Origin of the sequence: Streptomyces erythrochromogenes, from assembly GCF_040684695.1 — a bacterium.
GTDB classification, from domain to species: domain Bacteria; phylum Actinomycetota; class Actinomycetes; order Streptomycetales; family Streptomycetaceae; genus Streptomyces; species Streptomyces erythrochromogenes_C.
Genome location: NZ_JBFBGM010000005.1, coordinates 1 through 22,189, shown reverse-complemented (window position 1 = coordinate 22,189; position 22,189 = coordinate 1). Strand labels below are relative to the sequence as shown.

The 22,189-nt window shown below is 72.2% G+C and carries 20 protein-coding genes; 11 read left to right on the top strand and 9 right to left on the bottom strand.

The genetic code is table 11. The features are described 5' to 3' along the window. Positions 1 to 18 precede the first annotated feature (18 nt). Complete coding sequence (locus tag AB0O53_RS10520) at positions 19 to 1,584, bottom strand: streptophobe family protein (protein WP_365194531.1); 1,566 nt, start codon at positions 1,582 to 1,584, stop codon at positions 19 to 21. A gap of 232 nt (positions 1,585 to 1,816) precedes the next feature. Between AB0O53_RS10520 and AB0O53_RS10515 the strand changes: the two genes are divergently transcribed. Continuing rightward, a complete protein-coding gene (locus AB0O53_RS10515) occupies positions 1,817 to 4,342 on the top strand; it encodes an ABC transporter ATP-binding protein/permease (RefSeq protein ID WP_434094431.1) in 2,526 nt (841 codons plus the stop codon). An 89-nt stretch (positions 4,343 to 4,431) separates the two neighbouring features. Here AB0O53_RS10515 and AB0O53_RS10510 read toward each other — a convergent pair whose 3' ends face one another. From AB0O53_RS10510 to AB0O53_RS10500, 3 genes are all read right to left on the bottom strand, one after another. Next, positions 4,432 to 5,124: a transglycosylase SLT domain-containing protein gene (locus AB0O53_RS10510; RefSeq protein ID WP_350994700.1), complete on the bottom strand. Its 693-nt coding sequence runs from the start codon at positions 5,122 to 5,124 to the stop codon at positions 4,432 to 4,434. A 296-nt stretch (positions 5,125 to 5,420) separates the two neighbouring features. Beyond that, positions 5,421 to 6,542: an S-adenosylmethionine:tRNA ribosyltransferase-isomerase gene (locus tag AB0O53_RS10505; protein ID WP_365194820.1), complete on the bottom strand. Its 1,122-nt coding sequence runs from the start codon at positions 6,540 to 6,542 to the stop codon at positions 5,421 to 5,423. A 32-nt stretch (positions 6,543 to 6,574) separates the two neighbouring features. Then, positions 6,575 to 7,378, bottom strand: a complete 804-nt coding sequence (locus AB0O53_RS10500) for an SDR family NAD(P)-dependent oxidoreductase (protein WP_365194528.1) — start codon at positions 7,376 to 7,378, stop codon at positions 6,575 to 6,577. A 193-nt stretch (positions 7,379 to 7,571) separates the two neighbouring features. Between AB0O53_RS10500 and AB0O53_RS10495 the strand changes: the two genes are divergently transcribed. The 4 genes from AB0O53_RS10495 to AB0O53_RS10480 all read left to right on the top strand — a co-directional run bounded on the left by AB0O53_RS10495 (position 7,572) and on the right by AB0O53_RS10480 (position 10,906). Beyond that, positions 7,572 to 8,720 carry a GAF domain-containing sensor histidine kinase gene (locus tag AB0O53_RS10495; protein ID WP_350995067.1) on the top strand — a complete coding sequence of 383 codons (1,149 nt, stop codon included), beginning with the start codon at positions 7,572 to 7,574 and terminating at the stop codon, positions 8,718 to 8,720. Beyond that, complete coding sequence (locus AB0O53_RS10490; RefSeq protein WP_350994697.1) at positions 8,713 to 9,384, top strand: response regulator; 672 nt, start codon at positions 8,713 to 8,715, stop codon at positions 9,382 to 9,384. Before AB0O53_RS10495 ends, AB0O53_RS10490 begins: the two co-directional genes overlap by 8 nt. A gap of 160 nt (positions 9,385 to 9,544) precedes the next feature. Next, positions 9,545 to 9,790, top strand: a complete 246-nt coding sequence (locus tag AB0O53_RS10485) for a chaplin (protein ID WP_031148940.1) — start codon at positions 9,545 to 9,547, stop codon at positions 9,788 to 9,790. A 126-nt stretch (positions 9,791 to 9,916) separates the two neighbouring features. After that, entirely contained in the window at positions 9,917 to 10,906 is a 990-nt protein-coding gene (locus AB0O53_RS10480; RefSeq protein ID WP_365194525.1) for a YVTN family beta-propeller repeat protein, read from the top strand. Between the two features lie 130 nt (positions 10,907 to 11,036). Here AB0O53_RS10480 and AB0O53_RS10475 read toward each other — a convergent pair whose 3' ends face one another. After that, entirely contained in the window at positions 11,037 to 11,819 is a 783-nt protein-coding gene (locus AB0O53_RS10475; protein ID WP_350994694.1) for an Rv1486c family protein, read from the bottom strand. A gap of 133 nt (positions 11,820 to 11,952) precedes the next feature. Between AB0O53_RS10475 and AB0O53_RS10470 the strand changes: the two genes are divergently transcribed. From AB0O53_RS10470 to AB0O53_RS10455, 4 genes are all read left to right on the top strand, one after another. After that, complete coding sequence (locus tag AB0O53_RS10470; protein WP_031148933.1) at positions 11,953 to 12,747, top strand: ABC transporter ATP-binding protein; 795 nt, start codon at positions 11,953 to 11,955, stop codon at positions 12,745 to 12,747. A gap of 94 nt (positions 12,748 to 12,841) precedes the next feature. After that, positions 12,842 to 13,270 carry an NfeD family protein gene (locus AB0O53_RS10465; protein ID WP_266502562.1) on the top strand — a complete coding sequence of 143 codons (429 nt, stop codon included), beginning with the start codon at positions 12,842 to 12,844 and terminating at the stop codon, positions 13,268 to 13,270. Between the two features lie 85 nt (positions 13,271 to 13,355). Next, a complete protein-coding gene (locus tag AB0O53_RS10460; RefSeq protein WP_030849804.1) occupies positions 13,356 to 14,342 on the top strand; it encodes an SPFH domain-containing protein in 987 nt (328 codons plus the stop codon). Between the two features lie 137 nt (positions 14,343 to 14,479). Continuing rightward, a complete protein-coding gene (locus tag AB0O53_RS10455) occupies positions 14,480 to 15,250 on the top strand; it encodes a sulfite exporter TauE/SafE family protein (RefSeq protein ID WP_365194520.1) in 771 nt (256 codons plus the stop codon). 37 nt (positions 15,251 to 15,287) lie between these two features. Here AB0O53_RS10455 and AB0O53_RS10450 read toward each other — a convergent pair whose 3' ends face one another. After that, on the bottom strand, positions 15,288 to 15,791 hold the full coding sequence (locus AB0O53_RS10450; protein WP_365194518.1) for an HNH endonuclease: 504 nt from the start codon (positions 15,789 to 15,791) through the stop codon (positions 15,288 to 15,290). 149 nt (positions 15,792 to 15,940) lie between these two features. After that, on the bottom strand, positions 15,941 to 16,477 hold the full coding sequence (locus tag AB0O53_RS10445) for a YbhB/YbcL family Raf kinase inhibitor-like protein (RefSeq protein WP_350994688.1): 537 nt from the start codon (positions 16,475 to 16,477) through the stop codon (positions 15,941 to 15,943). An 84-nt stretch (positions 16,478 to 16,561) separates the two neighbouring features. Between AB0O53_RS10445 and AB0O53_RS10440 the strand changes: the two genes are divergently transcribed. Further along, complete coding sequence (locus AB0O53_RS10440) at positions 16,562 to 20,146, top strand: LamG-like jellyroll fold domain-containing protein (protein WP_365194517.1); 3,585 nt, start codon at positions 16,562 to 16,564, stop codon at positions 20,144 to 20,146. A gap of 84 nt (positions 20,147 to 20,230) precedes the next feature. On the opposite strand, the gene AB0O53_RS10435 is transcribed toward AB0O53_RS10440, so the two are convergent. Next, positions 20,231 to 21,013, bottom strand: coding sequence for a sporulation protein (locus AB0O53_RS10435; protein ID WP_350994684.1), 783 nt, complete (start codon positions 21,011 to 21,013; stop codon positions 20,231 to 20,233). Between the two features lie 108 nt (positions 21,014 to 21,121). Between AB0O53_RS10435 and AB0O53_RS10430 the strand changes: the two genes are divergently transcribed. After that, positions 21,122 to 21,763: a DNA-3-methyladenine glycosylase gene (locus AB0O53_RS10430; protein ID WP_350994682.1), complete on the top strand. Its 642-nt coding sequence runs from the start codon at positions 21,122 to 21,124 to the stop codon at positions 21,761 to 21,763. A 153-nt stretch (positions 21,764 to 21,916) separates the two neighbouring features. Here AB0O53_RS10430 and AB0O53_RS10425 read toward each other — a convergent pair. After that, a partial coding sequence (locus AB0O53_RS10425) for a hypothetical protein (protein ID WP_365194515.1) occupies positions 21,917 to 22,189 on the bottom strand: 273 nt, incomplete at its 5' end.

Sequence of the window (22,189 nt, the reverse complement as noted above, 5' to 3'; positions counted from 1 at the left end):
CCGCGTCCTGCCCGGCCGTCACCGCGGCGGGGCGGGCGGCCCCGGCGGATTCGGCGGTTTCGGCGGTTTCGGCGGTGGCGGCGGGGGCGGCGGGGTGAAGGGCGGCCGCTGCGGGGGCCGGGTGCGCCGCGGAGGGCGGGGCGGGACGCCGGTGACCGTCACGTCCCACGAGACGTCCGGGTCCAGGAACGGCCCGGCCCACTCGGGAGGCGGACCCGCTCCGCCGGGCGCACCCGCTCGACCCGGTGCACCCGGACCGCCCGGACCCGACCCGTACGGAGCCCCGGGCGCGCCGGGGTCCACCGCGGCGGGGGCGGCGGCCGGGACGGCCACCGCCCGACGCCGGCCCGCCGGCAGCGCACCGGCCCCGCCGGCCAGCGCACCCCACACCACGCCCAGCAGCAGGGCGTACGGGACGTCCCCCCGCAGCTCGACCCCCGCGTCCACCACGTCCACCCCCAGCACCGCGAGCGAGGCGTCCGCCGACACCCGCGTCAGCCGCACCAGCACCGCCAGGGCCACCCCGGTCACCGCCCCCAGCCGCACCGCGCACCCCGCGACGCCGCCCCCGGGCGTGCGTACGGCCGCCAGCACGCCCGCGGCGAGCAGCAGCAGCGACACCCCCACCACCAGCAGCCAGACCCGCCCGTCGTACTCCGCGAGCCGGGCCACCGTCACCGGCTCCCGCGCGGAGGCCGACAGCAGGTCGTCCAGCGGATCGGGCAGCAGCCGCGCCGGCTCGCCCGATGCCCCGCCGCGCAGCGGAACGGACAACCCCAGCAGCACCCCCAGCCAGCTCCCGTTCGGAGCGCCCAGCAGCGCGGCACCGAGCACCCGCTCCGGATCGTCGTCGCCCAGCGCCGCCCACACCGCCGCGGCCAGTCCCGCCGCCACCGCGACCAGCAGCACCGTCACCACCGCCGAGGCGGCGGGCCGTATCCGGGCGAGGGCGGCGGGCCCGCGCCGCGACACCAGCAGCGCCACCGCCAGTACCGCGAGCGCCCACACGCCCGCGCCCAGCAGGGTCGGCCCGGCCTCCACGGCGAAGCCCACCCGGGTCCGTGCCTCGACCAGGTCCCCGACACGGTCCGGCAGGAGCCCGCCGATGTCCCCGATCCCCGGCGCCTCGACCCGCACCGGGGTGCTCGGCAGCGCCGCGCCGTCGAGGGTGACCACGTCGTGCCCGGCCCACGCGAGCCCGCCCGCGGTCGCGACGAGCAGCGCCGTGAACGCCACGACCCTCGCCGCCGTCTCGCCCGGACCGGCCCCGGCCCGCAGCGAGCGCAGGAACACCCCCGCCAGTACCAGGGCGCCGGCCAGCGACACCCCCAAGGGCATGACGTCCAGGGAGGTTTCGGCCCCCGCCCCGGCAACCCCGAACACCGAGACGTCACCCGAAGGGTCCACGGTTCCACCGACCGCGAGAACCACCACGGCGGCCGTCATCGGCCCGAGCGACCCCCCGGCGGCATCGGCGCCCAGCAGGTGCAGCCCCAGGCCGGCCACCCCCGCCATCACGATCAGGGACCAGCCCACGGCGGCCACGGCGGACAGGAGCACGTCTGACCAACGGATGCGGCGCACGCGGCGACCCCCCGATGCATGCCGAGCGGTATGCGACGGAACTCCCGGGCGAGAAGTCCCGTATCTCACTCTCCGGGTGACTTTCGACCCCGTCAACGGGCAGACGTAGACGCCCGGGCAAGGCCCGGATTCCACATACGGCTGCAGGCCTGAAATAGTTCCCCCGGATGTTCGCCATCCCTAGACTCCCTGACGTCATGGGGGAATCTCGGGGGACTTAAGTGGGGCTGGAGTGCCGGAACTCGTACTGGAATTGAATGGCAGGACCTGGACGCTCGATCCGTCCAGGTCGTACTCGCTGGGGCGCGACCCCCAGGGAGACGTGGTGATCGACGATGCCCGGGTGTCGTGGCGGCACGCCACCATCGCCTGGAACGGCCAGGGTTGGGGGCTCGAGGACCACGGCAGCACCAACGGCACCTACGTGCAGGGGGCGAGGGTCCAGCAGACCGCGCTGGTGCCCGGCACGCCGGTCCACCTGGGCAACGCCACCGACGGACCGCGGCTGAATCTGAGCGCCGCCGCCGCGCCGCAGCCGGCCGTGGCACAGCAGGCGCAGCAGACCCCGGCCCAGGCGTACGCACAGCCCCAGGCCGCGGCCTACCAGGCTCCGCAGCAGCCCCAGCAGGCCTGGAACCAGCAGCAGCACCAGCCGCAGCAGCCGCAGGCCCACCTCCCGCAGCAGCAGGGCGGCGGCGCCGCGCCCCGCCAGGCGCAGGGCGGGGCACCGCACTACGCCGGCGACCGCAGCCCGACGACGTTCCACCAGCTCTCGCTGGGCCACGTCATGCGGATCGGCCGTGCGCTGGAGAACGAGCTGGTGGTCTCCGACCTCCAGGTCTCGCGCCACCACGCCGAGTTCCACTCGATGCCCGGCGGCCGCTTCGAGATCCGCGACCTCGGCAGCCACAACGGCACCTACGTCAACGGTCAGGCGCTGCCCAAGTCCGGCACCCAGCTCCTCGGCCCGAACGACATCGTCGGCGTCGGCCACTCGACGTTCCGGATCGTCGGCGACCGCCTCGAGGAGTTCGTCGACACCGGTGAGGTCTCCTTCTCGGCCCGCCACCTCACGGTCACGGTCGACGGCGGCAAGCAGATCCTCAAGGACGTCACCTTCGGCGTCCCGGAGAAGTCGCTGATCGGCGTCATCGGCCCGTCCGGCTCCGGCAAGTCCACCCTGCTCAAGGCGCTGACCGGCTACCGGCCCGCCGACCAGGGCGACGTCCTGTACGACAACCGCAACCTGTACAAGCAGTTCGCGGAGCTCCGCCAGCGCATCGGCCTGGTCCCGCAGGACGACATCCTGCACAAGGAGCTGAAGGTCAGCACCGCGCTCAAGTACGCGGCCAAGCTCCGCTTCCCCGGCGACACCGCCGAGTCCGAGCGCGCCGCCCGCATCGACGAGGTGCTGCGCGAGCTCAAGCTGGACATCCACAAGGACAAGAAGATCACCGCGCTCTCCGGCGGTCAGCGCAAGCGCGTCTCCGTCGCGCTGGAGCTGCTCACCAAGCCGTCGCTGATCTTCCTGGACGAGCCGACCTCCGGCCTCGACCCGGGCATGGACCGCGACGTCATGCAGCTGCTGCGCGGCCTCGCCGACGACGGCCGCACGGTCCTCGTCGTCACGCACTCCGTCGCCGAGCTGTCCCTCTGCGACAAGCTGCTGGTCATGGCCCCCGGCGGGTCGGTCGCCTACTTCGGCCCGCCGGACGAGGCGCTGAACTTCTTCGGCTACGGCACGTGGGCGGACGTCTTCTCGGCCTTCGAGAACTACCGCGACTACGACTGGGCCGGCCGCTGGAAGGGCTCCCAGCACTACCAGCTCTACGCCGCCGAGCTCGACGCGGTCGCCCCGCAGCCGGTCGTCATGCCCTCCGCCCAGCAGATGCGCCCGGCCAAGCCGCAGGGCTGGGGCTCGCAGCTGTGGACGCTGATCCGCCGCTACGTGTCGGTGATCGCCTCCGACAAGGGCTTCATGGGCCTGATGCTGATCCTGCCGGCCGTCCTGGGCGTGGTCTCCACGGTCATCCCCGCGACCTTCGGCCTGGCGCCGCCGACCCCGCCGTCGCGCTTCAACGGCGACGCGGGCACGATCATGCTGATCCTCGCGGTCGGCATGTGCTTCTCCGGTGCCGCCAACTCGGTGCGTGAGCTGATCAAGGAACGGGTCATCTACGAGCGGGAGCGCGCGACCGGCCTGTCCCGGTCGGCGTACCTCATGTCGAAGGTGATCGTCCTCGGCTTCATCACGGCCATCCAGGGCGTGATCATCTGCGCGATCGGCTTCGCCCCGCGCGACCTGCCCACCGAGGGCCTGCTGATGCCGCCGGCCGTCGAGCTGTGCGTGTCGGTCATCGCGCTCGGCTTCACCTCGATGATGTTCGGCCTGGTGATCTCCTCGCTGGTGAAGACCGCCGAGAAGACCATGCCGCTGCTGGTCATGTTCGCGATCGTCCAGGTCGTCTTCACCGGCATCCTCTTCCAGGTCTACGACTCCCCGGGCCTGGAGCAGTTCGCCTGGCTGATGCCGTCCCGCTGGGCCGTCGCCGCCGCCGGCACCACCCTGAACCTCGGCAAGCTCATGCCGCCGTGGGACCAGGACAACCCGACCAACACCGACCCGCTCTGGGACGCCACGGTCGGCCAGTGGAGCCTGAACATCATCATCCTGCTGGCCATCGGCATCGCCTGCGGGTTCCTGGTCCAGCGCCTGCTGGCCCGCCACGAGCCCGAGGTCATGCGCGCGGGCAAGTAACACCTCACGGCGGACATGCCGAAGGGCGGCACCCGGGATCCGGGTGCCGCCCTTCGGCGCGTGTGGGGTGGGCGAGGACCGCCGCAGGCCTAGTAGGCGCTGTTGACGTTGTCCATCGAGCCGTACCGGTCGGCCGCGTAGTTGCAGGCGGCGACGATGTTGGCGACCGGGTCGTACTGGTCGAACTTGGTGCCCTTGACGTGGTACGCCTTGAAGGTCGGGAGGATGACCTGGAGCAGACCCTTGCTGGGGATGCCGTTCTGGGCGTTGATGTCCCAGTTGTTGATCGCCATCGGGTTGCCGCTGGACTCACGCATGATGTTGCGGTGAATGCCGGCGTAGGTGCCCGGAATGTTCTCCTTCTTCATGATGAAGAGGGCTTCCTTGATCCAGCCGTCCAGGTTGTTCGCGAACACCGGGGTGCGGGCGGCGGAGCGGCTCGCGGCGGCCTTCTGCTCGCGGGCCTTCTTCGCGGCGGCCTCGGCCTTGGCCTTGGCGTCGGCGTCGGCCTTCGCCTTGGCGGCGACGGCGGCGGCCTTGGCGTTGGCGTTGGCGATGACCTGCTGGGTGGAGAGGTGGCCGTACAGCGCCTTCGTCTGCGTGCCGTTCACGGCCTGGCTCCAGGCGACGGGGGCGGCCGAGATGGTGGTCTCGGCCTCGGCGGCGTCGGCGGGGACGAGGGAGAAGGCGACGGCGGCGGCGCTCAGCGTGGCGACACCGGCGATGGACAGCTTGTGTGCCTTCGTCAGACGACTGTGACCGGGGGTGCGGGAAGCAGACATGGCGGGGCAACCTCTTCGAATAGCGGGAGCCGCAGGAAGGCGCCTTGCGGATCCGGGATCCGCGGCGCCTGGCGACGGGAGCAATTCTTAGCGGCGGCAAAATCCTGTGGCAAAGGTGTGACGTACGATCCCGCTTAGTGGATCAGGGGCGGGCGCCGAAGGTCGATTTCCGGCCTTGGTACCGGCCCTGCCCGCCCTGACGGGACCTGCACTCTTCCACTAGGGAGCTTCGTAAGTGATGTGGGTCCTATGCCGGGGCTCACACCGCCCTTACGCCGTTCTCACCATGCGTTGCTTCAGCAATGCTGTCCGTGACGGTTGTCATCCTTGAGTAGCAGATGGACGTCGCCGAACTCGTGCCAGAGGCAGAGCCGGGCCAGCGCCTGCGCATACCCGAGCCGTACGGCGGCACGCCCCGCCACCGCCTCCAGCATCAGGAGGTGGGATGCCTCGGGCTCGTGCAGCCCGGTCAGCAGGCCGTCCACCGCCCGCACCCCGCGCTCGGGCGTCACCACCAGATCGGTCCACCCGCCCGCCGCGCGGACCACCCCGCGCGCGTCCGCCGCCGACTCCAGCGCCCGCACCGCGGTGGTCCCCACCGCGATCACCCGCCCGCCCCCGGCCCGCGCGGCGTTCACCAGCGCCGCCGTGGCGGCCGGCACCGCGTACCGCTCCGGGTACGGCGGCTCGTGCGACTCCTGCGAGGCCACCCCCGTGTGCAGGGTCAGCGGGGCGAACTGCACTCCCCGGCTCACCAGCCGCGCCACCAGTTCCGCCGTGAAGGGCCGGCCCGCGCTCGGCATCTCCGCCGACCCCGACCCGTCGGCCGCCGGCACCGCGAACACCGTCTGGTACGCCGACAGCGGCTGGTCACGCTCCGTGTAGGCGTACCGGATCGGCCGCCCGTGCTCCCGCAGCAGCTCCGGGACCGCGTACGGCGCGGGGGAGGGCCGCGCCCACCACAGCCGGTCCGCGTCCGCGGCGAGGGGCTCCTCCAGGACCAGGCGGCGGCCGCCCGGCAGCTCCACCACCGCACCGGCCGGTCCGCCGGGGTGCGGCCGGGTCGTCCCGCGGTCCGCCGGGCTGCGCAGTTCCACCGCCCAGCGGCCGTCGTCCCCGCGCGTCGAGAAGTGCACCACCAGGTCCTCGCCGCCCAGCCGGGCGTCCACCGCCGCCGCGAGGGTGGCCGAGGTGTTCACCACCAGCACGTCGCCGGCCCGCAGCAGGTGCGGCAGCTCCCGGAAGGCGTGCAGCGACACCTGCGTGCTGCCCCGGGACACCAGGAGCCGTACCGCGTCCCGGCCCAGCCCCGGCCCCCGCTGCTCGGCCGGAACCCGCGCCATGAGTTCGCGAGGAATGTCCGTTATATACAGTCCCGAAATCGAGCTCTCGCGTCCCGCCGCCCACCGGCTCCGCATTCCGACGCCCCGGCCTGCCCCGATGCTCCCGGTCATCGCCGCGCCCCGTCGCCCGCGGAGGGCCCGGCCACGCCCGCGGAGGGCCCGGCCACGCCCGCGGAGGGCCCGGCCACGCCCGCCGAGAGCCCGGCCACGTCCGCCGCGGGCCCGGCCAGCCCCTCCGCCGTGTACCGCCCGCTCGGCAGGCCCCGCTCCAGCAGCCGCAGCAGCACCGGGGCCACCTCCTCCGGAGCCGGCAGCCCCGCCAGGTCCTCGTCCGGCTCGGCCGCCGCCATCATCCGCGTCCGCATCGAGCCCGGATCCGCCCACCACACCCGCAGCCCCGGCTCCTCCACCGCCAGCACGGCCGACAGCAGGTCCACCGCCGCCTTGGTCGCCCCGTACGCACCCCACGTGGCGTACGGGACGACCGCGGCGTCCGAGCTGATGTTCAGCACCGCCCCCGCCGCCGAGGCCCGCAGCAGCTCCAGCCCCTCCTGGACCAGCCCCAGCGGCCCCAGCACATTGACCTCGAACGCCTCGCGCAGCCCGGCCCGCGGCTGCTCCGCCAGCGGCACCAGCGGCTCGGCCCCCAGCACCCCCGCGTTGTTCACCAGCAGGTCCAGCCCGCCCAGCTCCCGCGCGGCCGCCACCAGCGCCGCCCGGTGCGCCTGCGAGGACACGTCCCCGGCCACCGCCACGACCCGTACCCCCGCGGCCCTCGCCCGCCCGGCCGCCTCCTCCAGCGCCGCCGCGCCCCGCGCGCTCAGCACCAGGTCCCAGCCCCGCGCCGCCAGCTCCCCGGCCAGCGCCCGGCCGAGCCCCCTCGACGCCCCCGTCACGATCGCCACCGACATGACAGCACCCTCACTTCGTCCCGATCAGCAGATGCCCTCAACCTAGGAACGGGCGGGCCGCCCCCGCGTCGGCCGCCGGCCCCACCCGTACCGGTCCCTTGGACCTACGCCCCGCGACGTGCCCCGTGTCCCTCCACCGCCCGATTCCGCAGGTCACGGCCGCCGGTACGGTGAGGCCATGACCTCAAGCCCCCTGCCGGGCGGACCCCGCAGCGGCCTGGCCGCCGTGAGCACCGCGCTGCTGGCCATGAGCCGCCGCCTGGAGGTCCGCGACGTCCTGCGCACGATCGTGGTGTCGGCCCGCGAGCTGCTGGACGCCGAGTACGCGGCCCTGGGCGTCCCGGACGACCACGGCGGCTTCGCCCAGTTCGTCGTCGACGGCATCAGCGCCGAACAGTGGCGGCAGATCGGCCCGCTGCCCCGGCAGCACGGCATCCTCGCCGCGATGCTCCACGAGAACGGCCCCGAGCGACTGGCCGACGTACGCAAGGACCCCCGCTTCGGCGGCTGGCCCTCCGCGCACCCCGAGATGTCCGACTTCCTGGGCATGCCCGTCCGCGACGGCGACGAGATCCTCGGAGCGGTCTTCCTCGCGAACAAGCGGAGCGCCCCCGACGGCACCCACCGCGTCTTCACCGACGAGGACCAGGACCTCCTCTCCCTCCTCGCCCAGCACGCGGCCATCGCCCTCACCAACGCCCGGCTCTACGAACGCAGCCGCGAGCTCACCATCGCGGAGGAGCGCTCCCGCCTCGCCCACGAGCTGCACGACGCCGTCAGCCAGAAGCTCTTCTCCCTGCGCCTCACCGCCCAGGCCGCCGCGACCCTCGTCGACCGCGACCCGGCCCGGGCCAAGGACGAGCTCCAGCAGGTGGCCGCCCTCGCCGCGGAGGCCGCCGACGAACTGCGCGCCGCCGTGACCGAGCTGCGCCCGGCGGCCCTGGACGAGGACGGCCTGGTGGCCACCCTGCGCACCCACGTCCACGTACTCGACCGCGCCCACACGGCACGCGTCACCTTCAGCTGCGACGGTGTACGGGCCCTCCCCGCGGCCCAGGAGGAAGCGGTGCTCCGCGTCGCCCAGGAGGCCCTCCACAACGCCCTGCGCCACTCGGAAGGGGACCGCGTCGAGGTCACCCTGGCCCGCACGCCCACCGGGGGCGCGGTCCTCAAGGTCGCCGACTCCGGCAAGGGCTTCGACCCCCTGGCCGTCCGGCGGGCGGGCCGCCACCTGGGCCTGGTCTCCATGCGGGACCGCGCGAGCGGTGTAGGAGGCGGCCTCACCGTGCACTCGGAGCCCGGTCGGGGCACCACGATCGAGATGGAGGTACCCGGTGGCTGACAGCACCGGCCGAAGCGGCGGCCGTGGCGGCCGCATCCGTGTCCTGCTGGTGGACGACCACCAGGTGGTCCGGCGGGGCCTGCGCACCTTCCTGGAGGTCCAGGAGGACATCGAGGTGGTCGGGGAGGCCTCCGACGGCGACGAGGGCATCGCCCGCGCCGAGGAGCTGCGGCCCGACGTGATCCTCATGGACGTGAAGATGCCGGGGACCGACGGCATCGAGGCCCTGCGCCGACTGCGCGAGCTGGCCAACCCCGCGCGGGTGCTGGTCGTCACCAGCTTCACGGAGCAGCGGACCGTGGTGCCCGCGCTGCGCGCCGGCGCGGCCGGATACGTCTACAAGGACATCGACCCCGACGCGCTGGCCGGAGCCATCCGCTCCGTCCACGCCGGCCACGTCCTGCTCCAGCCGGAGGTGGCGCAGGCCCTGCTCTCCCAGGAGGACCAGGGCTCCCCGGCGGGCCGGCCGGGCTCGCTGACCGACCGCGAGCGCGAGGTCCTGGGGCTCATCGCGGACGGCCGCTCCAACCGCGAGATCGCCCGGGCCCTGGTGCTGTCCGAGAAGACGGTCAAGACCCACGTCTCGAACATCCTGATGAAGCTGGACCTTTCCGACCGGACCCAGGCCGCCTTGTGGGCGGTCAGGCACGGAATCGCGGAGTAGACGGACCGAATCGGACCGTCTCCTTCCGGTATGCGGTTCAGCTGAGATTCATACGGTCGGGTGTATGTAGCCCACATGGCGTACCCCCGGGCCCGGGGCCGCCGTTCTCCATGGCGTGCCGCGGCGGCTGGTCGCGGCAGACGTACTGGAGGACGAGAACGTGAAGAACTTCAAGAAGGCCGCAGCCGTCACCATGATCGCGGGCGGCCTCCTCGCCGCCGGCGCCGGTGTCTCCTCGGCGCACGGCGGTGCGTCGGCGGAGGGCGAGGCCCTGAACTCGCCCGGCGTGGCCTCCGGGAACCTCATCCAGGCCCCGGTGCACGTCCCCGTGAACGTCGTGGGCAACACGGTCAACGTGATCGGCCTGCTCAACGGCGCGTTCGGCAACAGCGGCGTCAACGCCTGACCCCACCCCACTCGCGGCCCCGCTTCCCCCCTCTCCCTGGAAGCGGGGCCGCGTGGCGTGTCCGGCCGGGTGACCCCCGCGCGAGCCTCACCCCGCCCGCCCGGCCCGCGGTCCTAGCGTGACCGCATGACGAGGAACCGGGACATCGCCGGACGAACCGTCGCCGTGCTCTGCGCGGCGGTGGCCCTGACCGGACTGACGGCCGCACCCGGGTCGGAGCGGCCCGGCCGCTTCGTCTACGTCGCGAACCTCCACTCCGACACCGTCTCGGTCGTCGACACCCGCTCGGGCACCGCCGTGGACGGCATTCGCGTGGGGGACGGGCCCGACAGCGTGGCCCTCGGCCCCGACGGCTCCCGCCTCTACGTCACCGACTCCGCGGCGGACACCGTGTCCGTGGTCGACACCCGCACCAGGACGGTCGTCAAAACCGTCGGAGTCGGGCACGAACCGAGCCGCGTGGCGGTCTCCCCGGACAACAGGAGCGTCTACGTGTCCAACGTCGGCGCGGGCACCGTTTCGGTGATCAGCACCCGCACCCTCACCGTCACGGACACCATCGCGGTGGGCGACGCACCCCTGGGCCTGGCGGTCACACCCGACGGACGCACCCTCTACGTCGCCACCGCCGGCGCCGACAGGGTCTCGGTGGTCGACACCGGCAGTGGCACGGTCACCGGCGCCGTACTCGTCGGCGACGGACCCACCGCCCTCGCCCTCGCCCCCGACGGCTGCCACCTCTACGTCTCCAACCTGAGCTCGGACGACGTCTCGGTCGTCGACACCCGGACCGGCACGGAGACCGACCGCATCCCGGTCGGGGACCAGCCCGCGGGCATCGGAGTCCTTCCGGACGGCAGCCGCGTCTACGTCGCCGACGTCGGGTCGGACGACGTATCGGTGATCAGCACCCGCGGTCTCGCCGTCACCGACACCGTCGCCGTGGGCGACGGCCCCAACGGCCTCGCCGTCGCCCCGGACGGCCGCACCGTCCACGTCAGCAACTTCGACTCGGACACCCTGTCGGTGATCGACACCGGCACGGCCGGCACGACGGCCACCATCCAGGTCGGCGACGGCCCGACCGGCGTCGCCGCGCAGCCGGCCCCGCGCTGACCCCGGCACGCGGCGTTCGGCCCGTCGCCGCCCACCTCCGCGCCACGGGGCCCGGGGCCACCCCTCGGCCCCGCCAAGGGCGGGCCTCCAGCGGCAGCCGGGAGAGTCCACGGCGCGGCCCGGCGGAGCGTCAGCCCTGCTCGCGCTGCTCGACGGCCGCGTTGTACGCCGCCACCAGCGCCCGCCGAGCCACCCGCTCCACCGGCCGCAGCGCCTCCGCCCGCGCCGCCATCTCCGAGGCGGCCACCGCACCCCCGTGCCCGCTCTCGTACGCCAGCGACACCATCAGATCCACCCGCTGCGCCAGCGCCAGCACCCGTACCGCCCGGGGCGGATACCCCGGCGCCAGCGCCTCCCGCCCCGCCTCCGCCCGCGCCCGGTACGCCGACAGCGCCGCATCCGCCACCGGACCCGACCCCGCCACGTCCAGCCGGGTCAGCACCACGGTCGCCTCGCGCAGCGCCTCCGCCAGCTCCCGCTCCGCCTCGCCGAGCGACGGCACGTCCGCCGGCGGTGCCTCCCGTACCGGCAGGCAGTGCCACGTCACCGAGACGTGCACGTCCCCGGCCGGACCGGCCTCGGCCACCTCCGGCACCAGCCCCAGCGCCGCCCCCACCGCGACGACGGCCTCCTCGGCCTCCAGCGCCCGCGCATTGAACTCCGGCGGGCCGCTCAGCCCCAGCGGGTGCCCCGGCGCCGGCAGCGCCACCCGCAGCCCGCTCACCCCCAGCGCGCGCAGCCGGCCGAGCGCCAGCGTGAGCCCCACCGGACCCGACTCGCCCGGCAGACCCTCCACCCGGTGCACGGCGTCCTCGCCCACGATCGACATCGCGGCCTCGTCGGGCGAGACCAGACCGGCCAGCAGCGCGTTCCCCCAGGCGGCCAGCCGCCCTGAACGTGGTTCGAAAAGCATCCCCCCACTTTACGGATCGCCACCCGCACCGGGCCCCGGCCCCGGACCCCACCCCGAGTGGCGTAGGTTTTCCCCTGGGGCTGCGTCTACCGGCGCACAGTGAACCGTGACTGCAAGGGGTGACAACACGCTCATGAGCGATGTTCTGGAGCTGGTGGACGTATCCGTGGTCCGCGAGGGCCGGGCTCTGGTGGACCAGGTCTCCTGGTCGGTGAAGGAGGGCGAGCGCTGGGTGATCCTCGGCCCCAACGGCGCCGGCAAGACCACACTGCTGAACCTCGCCTCCAGCTACCTCTTCCCCACCAAGGGCTCCGCCACCATCCTCGGCAGCACCCTCGGCAAGGTCGACGTCTTCGAGCTGCGCCCCCGCATCGGCATGGCCGGCATCGCGATGGCCGACAAGCTCCCGAAGCGGCAGACCGTCCTGCAGACCGTCCTCACCGCCGCCTACGGCATGACGGCCACCTGGCAGGAGGAGTACGAGGCGGTCGACGAGCAGCGCGCCCGCGCCTTCCTGGACCGGCTCGGCATGACCGAGTACCTCGACCGGAAGTTCGGCACCCTCTCCGAGGGCGAGCGCAAGCGCACGCTGATCGCCCGCGCGCTGATGACCGACCCCGAGCTGCTGCTCCTCGACGAGCCCGCCGCGGGCCTCGACCTCGGCGGCCGCGAGGACCTCGTACGCCGCCTCGGCCGTCTCGCCCGCGACCCGCTCGCCCCCTCCATGGTCATGGTCACGCACCACGTCGAGGAGATCGCCCCCGGCTTCACCCACGTCCTGATGATCCGTCAGGGCAAGGTCGTCACCGCCGGCCCGATCGACCTCGAACTGACCTCCCGCAACCTCTCGCTCTGCTTCGGCCTCCCCCTGGTCGTGGCGCGCAACGGTGCCGACCGCTGGACCGCCCAGGGCCTCCCGCTGGGCTGACGCCCCCTGTTGCGGGCAACCGGCCCCGGTCACCCTCCGGGTACGGGCCCCCGCACCCTGTCCCGACCGCGCCCACCCGACCTACCATGACCACGTGGACATCGACGCGTGGGTGTGGTGGCTCATCGGTGCGGTCGGACTGGGCATCCCCCTGGTCCTGACCGCCATGCCGGAGTTCGGCATGTTCGCCGTCGGGGCGGTGGCGGCAGCCGTCACGGCGGCCCTCGGCGGGGGAGTGGTGGCCCAGGTCCTGGTCTTCGTGGTCGTCTCGGTCGCGCTCATCGCCGTCGTCCGGCCCATCGCCAACCGGCACCGCGACCAGCGCCCCCAACACCGCAGCGGCATCGACGCGTTGAGGGGCAGAACCGCCGTCGTCCTCGAACGCGTCGACGGCAGCGGCGGCCGCATCAAGCTCGCCGGCGAGGTGTGGTCCGCCCGCGCCCTCGACACGGACACCAGCTTCGAACCCGGCCAGTCCGTCGACGTGGTGGAAATCGACGGGGCGACCGCCGTCGTGATGTGACCAAGCAGCCTGCTCGCGGCCCCCAGGTCTGCGAGACTCCGATCAACGGGGCAGCACAGACAGCCGGAAGGGCACGGGGAACCGCATGCAACCGATCATCATCGTCCTGATCATTCTGGTGGTTCTGGTCTTCATCGCACTGGTCAAGACGATCCAGGTGATCCCGCAGGCCAGCGCCGCCATCGTCGAGCGGTTCGGCCGCTACACCCGCACCCTCAACGCGGGCCTCAACATCGTCGTCCCGTTCATCGACTCGATCCGCAACCGGATCGACCTGCGCGAACAGGTCGTCCCCTTCCCGCCGCAGCCCGTCATCACCCAGGACAACCTCGTCGTCAACATCGACACCGTCATCTACTACCAGGTGACCGACGCCCGGGCGGCGACGTACGAAGTGGCCAGCTACATCCAGGCCATCGAGCAGCTCACCGTCACCACGCTGCGCAACATCATCGGCGGCATGGACCTGGAGCGGACCCTCACCTCCCGCGAGGAGATCAACGCCGCCCTCCGCGGGGTCCTCGACGAGGCCACCGGCAAGTGGGGCATCCGCGTCAACCGCGTCGAGCTCAAGGCCATCGAGCCGCCGACCTCCATCCAGGACTCGATGGAGAAGCAGATGCGCGCCGACCGCGACAAGCGCGCCGCGATCCTCCAGGCCGAGGGTGTCCGGCAGTCCGAGATCCTGCGCGCCGAGGGCGAGAAGCAGTCCTCCATCCTGCGCGCCGAGGGTGAGGCCAAGGCCGCCGCGCTCAAGGCCGAGGGTGAAGCGCAGGCCATCCGTACGGTCTTCGAGTCCATCCACGCCGGCGACGCCGACCAGAAGCTCCTCGCCTACCAGTACCTGCAGATGCTCCCGAAGATCGCCGAGGGCGACGCCAACAAGCTCTGGATCGTGCCCAGCGAGATCGGCGACGCGCTCAAGGGCCTCTCCGGAGCCATGGGCAACTTCGGTCCCCTGGGCGGCGGTTCGGGCTTCAACCCGCAGAACTCCGGCAAGGACGGCGGCGGCATCCCGGCCGCGCGGGACAAGGACTCCGCCGAGCGCCGCGAGCAGCCCCCGATCGACTGACCCGGGCGATCCCGGCCGGACCCCGGCGACCGACCCCGTCGAACGACCGCGCACGCCCCCTGATGCATGATCAGTGAGGCCCCTCGACCTTCATGGCGGGGAGGCGACTCACTCATGCAAAGGGGATGGCACAGTCCATGTCCATCTGGGAATCACTCGCGGTCCTCGCCGCCGGCATCGGCGCGGGCACGATCAACACCATCGTCGGCTCCGGCACCCTGATCACCTTCCCGGTGCTGCTGGCCACCGGCCTGCCGCCGGTCACGGCCAACGTCTCCAACACCCTCGGCCTCGTGCCCGGTTCCATCAGCGGCGCCATCGGCTACCGCAAGGAACTCAAGGGCCAGCGCGCCCGGATCCTGCGGCTCGGCTCGGTCTCCCTGGTCGGCGGGCTCGCGGGCGCGGCCCTGCTCCTCGCCCTGCCGTCGGACTCCTTCGACACGATCGTGCCCGTACTGATCGGACTGGCCCTCGTCCTCGTCGTCCTGCAGCCCCGGCTCGCCGCGTCCCTGCGCCGGCGCCAGGAAGCCGCCGGGGGCGACACGTCCCACCCCGACGGCGGCCCGCTGCTGCTCGGCGGGATGCTGTTCTCCAGCGCCTACGGCGGCTACTTCGGTGCGGCCCAGGGCGTGCTCTACCTCGGCCTGATGGGCCTGCTGCTCCAGGACGACCTGCAGCGCATCAACGCCGTCAAGAACGTCATCGCCGCCCTCGTCAACGGCATCGCGGCCGTCTTCTTCCTCTTCGTCGCCGAGTTCGACTGGACGGCCGTGCTCCTCATCGCCGTCGGCTCGACGATCGGCGGCCAGATCGGCGCCAAGGTCGGCCGGCGCCTCTCGCCGACCGTCCTGCGCGGAGTCATCGTGACGGTCGGCATCCTCGCGATCGTCCAACTGCTGGTCCGCTGAGTGACGTAGCAGATCTACGCCACTCAGCGCAGGCGTCCTAGGCGGAACGCTCCAGCCACTCCGGGAGGCCCTCCTGCCCGGCCACCCCCAGCGCGAGAAGCATGGCGTCCGCCGGCGACGGTACGAAGGGCTTCCGGAGGAGCGGCATCCCCGCCTCCTCCGGAGTCCGGGCCGCTTTGCGGTGGTTGTCCTCGGCGCAGGACGCCACCGTGTTCAGCCAGGTGTCCCCACCGCCCTGGGCCCTCGGCAGTACGTGGTCCACCGTGGTCGCGCGCCGGCCGCAGTACGCGCACCGGTGCTGGTCCCGGACCAGCACCCCCCTCCGCGACCAGGGAGCATGTCTTCGGAAGGGCACCCTGACGTACCTGCAGAGCCTGATCACCCGGGGCATCGGAAGATCCATGGTGGCGGCGCGGACATGCAGATCGGGGTGCGACTGTTCGACGACGGCCTTGTCCTGGAGCACCAGGACCACAGCCCGGTTCAGCGTCACCGTCGACAGCGGCTCGAAGCTCGCATTCAGCACCAGCGTGTCCCGCATCTCGCCCACCTCCCGTGTGCAGGCCCGCGACCACCATGGCGGCAGGGCCCGCAACCACTCTGGCCGCGCGCGCCACGCGGGACAACGCAATAAAAATGCCCGGTCCCGGCCTTCTTTAGACCAGGACCGGGCAAACGCCGGGCGAACGATCAGCGCGCGGCGGGCGCCTCGTACTCGGCGACGAGCTGCGCACGCCCCAGCGCGTGGAAGCGCAGGTGGAAACCGACGACGGCCGGGGAGGAGTCCTCGTCCGGGCCGAGCTGCTCCCGGTCCACCGCGTACACGGTGAACACGTACCGGTGCCGCTCCCCGCGCGGCGGGGCCGCGCCGCCGAAGTCCCGGGTCCCGTAGTCGTTGCGCGCGTGCACGGCGCCCTCCGGCAGACCGGGGAAGTCCCCGGTGCCCGCGCCGGCCGGCAGCTCCGTCACGGAAACGGGCAGGTCGAAGAGGACCCAGTGCCAGAACCCGCTGCCCGTCGGCGCGTCCGGGTCGAAGCAGGTCACGGCGAAGCTCTTCGTCCCCTCGGGGAAGCCCTCCCAGCGCAGCTGCGGCGAGACGTTCTTCCCCGTCAGCACCTGGGCGGCGTGCAGGTCGGCTCCGTGGGAGACGTCCTCGCTCGTCACGGTGAACTCGTGCACCTCGGGGTGGAAATCATGGGGGAGCGGCGCCCTGTCGCGGTCGGACACGTCGGAACCTCCTGGTCGGAACGGAAAACCCCTGCAAACACGGAGCCTAGGCCTCCGGCAAGAGCGTTGCTTACCCTGCTCGGCGTGAAACGCACAAGATCATCTACTTCCCGGCTGGTCGCGGCGGCCGCCTGCACGGCCGCCGTGGCGACCGGCCTCGTGGCCGCGCCCGCGGCGCAGGCGAGCGGCACGGCCCCGTCCACCCCGGACGTGACGCGCAAGGAGCAGATCCTCTTCCGCTCCGGCACCGCGGGCTACGGCTGCTTCCGGATACCCACCATGGTCCGCACCGGGCAGGGCACCCTGCTCGCCTTCGCCGAGGCCCGCACCTCCCCGTCCTGCGCCGACCGCGGCCCCATGGACATCGTCGTACGCCGCTCCACCAACGACGGCCGCACGTGGGGGCCCATCAAGGTCGCCCTCTCCGGCAGCGACACCGACCCCGAGGCCCCGTACACCCGCGGCAACCCGGCCCCCGTCGTCGACAAGATCAACAACAGGGTCTTCCTCCTCTCCACCGGCGAATCCACGGTCCCCGGCGACAAGCGGATGCCGTACGTCCAGGAGAGCGCCGACGACGGCCTCACCTTCGGCGCACCCACCCGGCTCCAGCGCATGAGCGCCTCGCACGACGCCACGAGCTGGTTCGGCACCGGCCCCTCCCACGGCATCCAGCTCAAGAACCCCAAGTACGCGGGACGCCTCGTCGTCGGCGCCTACGAGAACTCCACCTCCACGAAACAGCTGGCCGGCGTCTACTACAGCGACGACTTCGGCAAGACCTGGAAGGTCAGCGAGGAGGACAACGCCCTCGTCGCGAACAAGATCAAGCCCACCGAGCCGTCCGTCGTCGAACTCCTCAACGGAGACGTCTACATCGGCGCCCGCAACGAACGGCCCGGCACCGAACCCCACCGCACCCGCGCCCTCAGCAAGGACGGCGGAGCGACCCTCTTCAATGAGACGGCCCCCGACGGCACGACACGCCTGCCCCCGCACCAACCCGTCCCCAGCCTCGTGACACCGCAGATCCAGGCCTCGCTGCTGGCCCTGGAGAAGACCTACCAGCAGACCAGCGGAGACACCCTCATCGCGGCGGCGCCCTCCCACCCCGAGGCGGGCAAGCGCGAGCAGATGAAGATCCGGTACTCCCTCGACGGCGGCGAGAGATGGACCGACGCCCCCAACGGCCTGATCAACGCCGACCGCATGCAGGCGCCGGAGAAGTACCCGGACCGGGCCGGCTACTCCGACCTCGCCGAACTCGCCGACGGCGAGATCGGCATGGTCTACGAAGGCGGCGCCACCTTCTCCGCCGCGCACATCTACTTCAAGCGCTTCCACCCGGCCGACCTCGGGATCCCCGGCCAGGCCCGCGGCGGCCCCAGGAACACCCAGCAGGCACCGCTCCCCGGCCGGACCACCCCCGACAACACCCCCCAGGCCAACGACGCCCACCTCACCGGGAACACCACCCTCGAACCGGGCCGGTTCCGCCAGGCCCTCACGCTCACGGGCCCCGGCTCCTACGCCGACATCCCCTACGCCCCGGCCATCGACCCGGGCGCGGCCGACGCCACGTACTCCTTCCACTTCAAGCACCGGCAGGACGCCGCCAACGCACCCCGCGTCCTGATGTGGGGCTACGGCCAGGGCGCCGCCACACCGCAGGTCTGGATCCGCGCGTACCCGAAGGACAACAAGATCGTCGCCAGGGTCGAGGGCACGAACGGCCAGGCGGTGACCGCCACCGTCGACGCCCCGGCAGCCTTCGCCGACGACGAGTGGCACTTCCTGAGCCTCGTCCGCGAGGGCAACGCCGTCCGCCTCACGGTCGACGACGCGCACGGCACCACCACGGGCACCCTCTCCGGTCCCCTCTCCACCGGCCACCAGGGCATCCGCCTGGGAGCCAAGCCCAACGACACGGCCCAGGACCCGCTGACCGGCTCCCTCGACGACTTCCGCATCCACGGCAAGGCCCTCGACACCGACGAACTGGGCAGGGTGCGCACCGGCGCCGCGGCCGCCGCCACGACCACCGACGCACTCCGGATCCACCTGCCCTTCCAGGTCGTCGACACCGCCGAAGACCCGGGCAGCCCCACCCCCGTCGCCATCGCGGACGACGTCTCCGGCAACGGCGCCGACGCGACCGTCCTGCTGACACCCGGCAAGAAGCCCGTCACCGTCACCCCGGACGCCGAGCACCCGGCCGCCGCCCGCATGGGCAAGTACGCCCTCCAGGTCGACGCCGACCACCAGGGCCTCGACGTCCCCCACACCCCTGCCGTGGACACCGACGACAAGGACTTCACCCACACCCTCTGGTTCCGCCACAGCGCCACCGCGGCCACCCCCCGCTCCGTCCTGCTCTGGGCCTACGGCGTAGGCACCGAGCAGGCCCCGCAGCCCTCGCTGTGGGTGCGCTCCGACCCGAAGAACAACAGGCTCGTCGCCCTGGCAGAGACCGCCACCAGCAAGGTCGAGGTCGAGGTGAAGGACACCCTCGCCGGCCGCACCGCCTTCGGCGACGACACGTGGCACCTGCTCACCGTCACCCGCGCGGGCGGCGCCCTCAGGGTCACCGTCGACGCCGACCACCGGGCGGAGAAGCCGGGCCTGACCGGATCCTTCACCGCCGGCCGGCCCGCCTCCCTGGGCCTGCGCCTCGGCTCCAGGCCCACCGGCAACGAGATCTTCACCGGTTTCCTCGACGACTACCGCCTCTACAAGCGGGCCCTGACCGACGACCCGGCCGCACCGAACGACGAACTGGACAAGATCCGCGCGGCCGGCTCGGGCACCGGAAGCTACCCCGCCGGCGCCTCCGTGTGGTGGAACATGGAGCACGGCACCGTCCAGGTCCACGACATGTACAACCGCCCCCAGAACGGCCCGGCCACCCCGGACCGCACCGTCCACGGCAACAACGCCTACGTCCGGGGCACCCCCGGCATCACCGGCACCGGCGGGAGGTTCGGCGGAGCCCTCGACCTCGACGGCGACGACAGCGTCGAACTCCCCTACACCGACTCCGAAGCCCTCGGCAGCACGGACTTCACCCTGGCCACCTGGGTCCGCTTCGACCCCGCGGCCATCCCCCTGCCCGCACCGGGATCCCAGCAGGCCGACCCCACCCCGGTGATCGCCTGGGCGTACGGCGTCGGCGCGACCGAGCGCCAGCTGTGGCTGCGCGCGGACCCGCGCGCCGGCCGGCTCGTCGGCCTCATCCAGACCGAGAACGCCACCACGGTGGCGAGCATCCCCGACAGCCCGTTCCGCACGGCCAAGGACCGGTTCCACCACGTGGTGCTCAAGAGGGAGGCGGGCAAACTGACGCTGAGCATCGACGGCTCCCGGGAGAACGCGGTCGACGGGACCGAACCGCTGTCCTGCCCGCCGGCCCCCGGCACCTGCCGGCCCGGCTCGCTCACCCACGGCGACGCCTTCAAGGTGACGGGCTTCCACCTCGGCACCCGCCCCGACGGCTACGGACCGTCCCGCTTCAAGGGCTCCCTCGACGAGTTCACCCTCGTCCGCCGGGCCCTCTCGGACACCGAGACCACGGCCCTGCGGGACGGCAACACGGTGCCCGCCACCGACCGCGCCACGGTGGCCCACCTGTCCTTCGAGAAGATCACCACCACGGGTTACGCCCGCATGTAGTCCCGCACCCGGAGACGGGGACGGAGACGGGGACGGGCCCCGGACGCCACTGGCGTCCGGGGCCCGCCCCCGTTCTCACGCAGGTCAGAACCAGTTGCGCTGGGAGCCCACCGAGGCGATCCACTGGTTCAGGTACGCGGCCCAGTCCGTCCCCTGGTACGACTGCAGACCCACCTGGAAGCAGCGGTAGGTGTCGCTGCCCTCGCTGAATAGCCCGGGCTTCTTGTCCATCTCCAGGACGACGTCCATCTCCCGGCCGTCCGAGATGAAGGTCAGCTCGACCTGGTTCAGCCCCCGGTACTGCGACGGCGGCAGGAACTCGATCTCCTGGTAGAAGGGCAGCGTCTGCCGCGTCCCGCGGATGTGCCCCCGCTCCATGTCCGCGCTGCGGAAGGTGAAGCCCAGCTGGCGGAAGGCGTCCAGGATCGCCTGCTGCGCCGGCACCGGGTGCACGTTGATCGCGTCCAGGTCGCCCGCGTCCACCGCGCGCGCGATCTCCAGCTCGGTGCTGACCCCGATGTTCATGCCGCGCAGGTGCTGCCCCGCGAAGTGGGTGATCGGCGTCTCCCAGGGGATCTCCAGCGCGAACGGCACCACGTGAAGGGCGCCCGCCTGCACCTGGAAGGCACCGCCGAGGCGCTGCTTGGTGAAGACGACGTCCTGCTTGTACTCCTGGTCACCACCCTCGACCTCGACCCGCGCCTGCAGCCCGACGGACAGCCCCTCGATCTGCTGCTCCACGGATCCGCCCTGGATCCGCACCTCGCCCTGGACGATCCCGCCCGGAACGACGTTCGGCTCGGTGATGATCGTGTCCACCGAAGCACCACCGGCACCCAGGCTCGCGAACAGCTTCTTGAAGCCCATGCTCAAACTCCCCTTGAACGATCTGGCGACTACGCCGCGACTACCCCTTACAAACGCGGAACCTTAGGCCCCGGTTGCAGGTGGGCGCGGTCCACTACGCTCGACCGGATGAGCGCGCGTCTCGACCGTACGCCCCTTCCCCGGTCCTTCTTCGACCGCCCGGTCCTCACGGTGGCCCCGGACCTGCTCGGCCGCACCCTCGTGCGCCGTACCGAGGAGGGCCCCCTGGAACTGCGCATCACGGAGGTGGAGGCGTACGAGGGGGAGTCCGATCCGGGCTCCCACGCCTACCGCGGGCGCACCGCGCGGAACGCATCGATGTTCGGCCCACCCGGACACGCGTACGTCTACTTCATCTACGGCATGTGGTTCAGCCTCAACCTCGTGTGCGGTCCGCCGGGGCACGCGAGCGGTGTCCTGCTGCGCGCAGGGGAGGTCACCAGGGGAGCCGAGCTCGCCGCCAAACGTCGACTTTCAGCCAGAAGTCCGCGAGAACTCGCCAAAGGACCGGCCCGCCTGGCCACGGCCCTGGACGTGGACCGCTCGTTGGACGGGACCGACCTCTGCGGGGGACCCGATGCGCCCCTGTCCCTGCTCACGGGCACTCCCACCTCGCCCGACCTGGTGAGCAGCGGTCCGCGCACGGGCGTCGGCGGGGCCGGCGCGGACCACCCGTACCGGTTCTGGATCACCCACGACCCGACGGTGAGCCCGTACCGCGCCCACGCGCCGCGCCGCCGCTCAACTTGACTCGCCCCTGCCGGACGCCTAACGTAGTTCGAGCCGCTTTTACGGGGCACTGCCATCGGCAGACCCGGAGCGGTCAACCCACTACCTACGACCTACCCCTGGCGGGGCTCTATTCGGCATGCCCGAATTCCCGGCCGGTGACTCGATTATGCGTCACAAGGGAAAAGCGCTAACGTGGTGGAACGCCGAAAGGCAAAGACCCCCAACGGTCACCGAATTCAAATCCGAAGCCGGAAACGGCACGGAAATGATCTGGTAGAGTTGGAAACGCAAGACAGCAGAACGAAAGCCCGGAGGAAAGCCCCAGCCAATGTTGCTGAGGGTGAGTACAAAGGAAGCGTCCGTTCCTTGAGAACTCAACAGCGTGCCAAAAATCAACGCCAGAAGTTGATACCCCGTCCACTTCGGTGGATGAGGTTCCTTTGA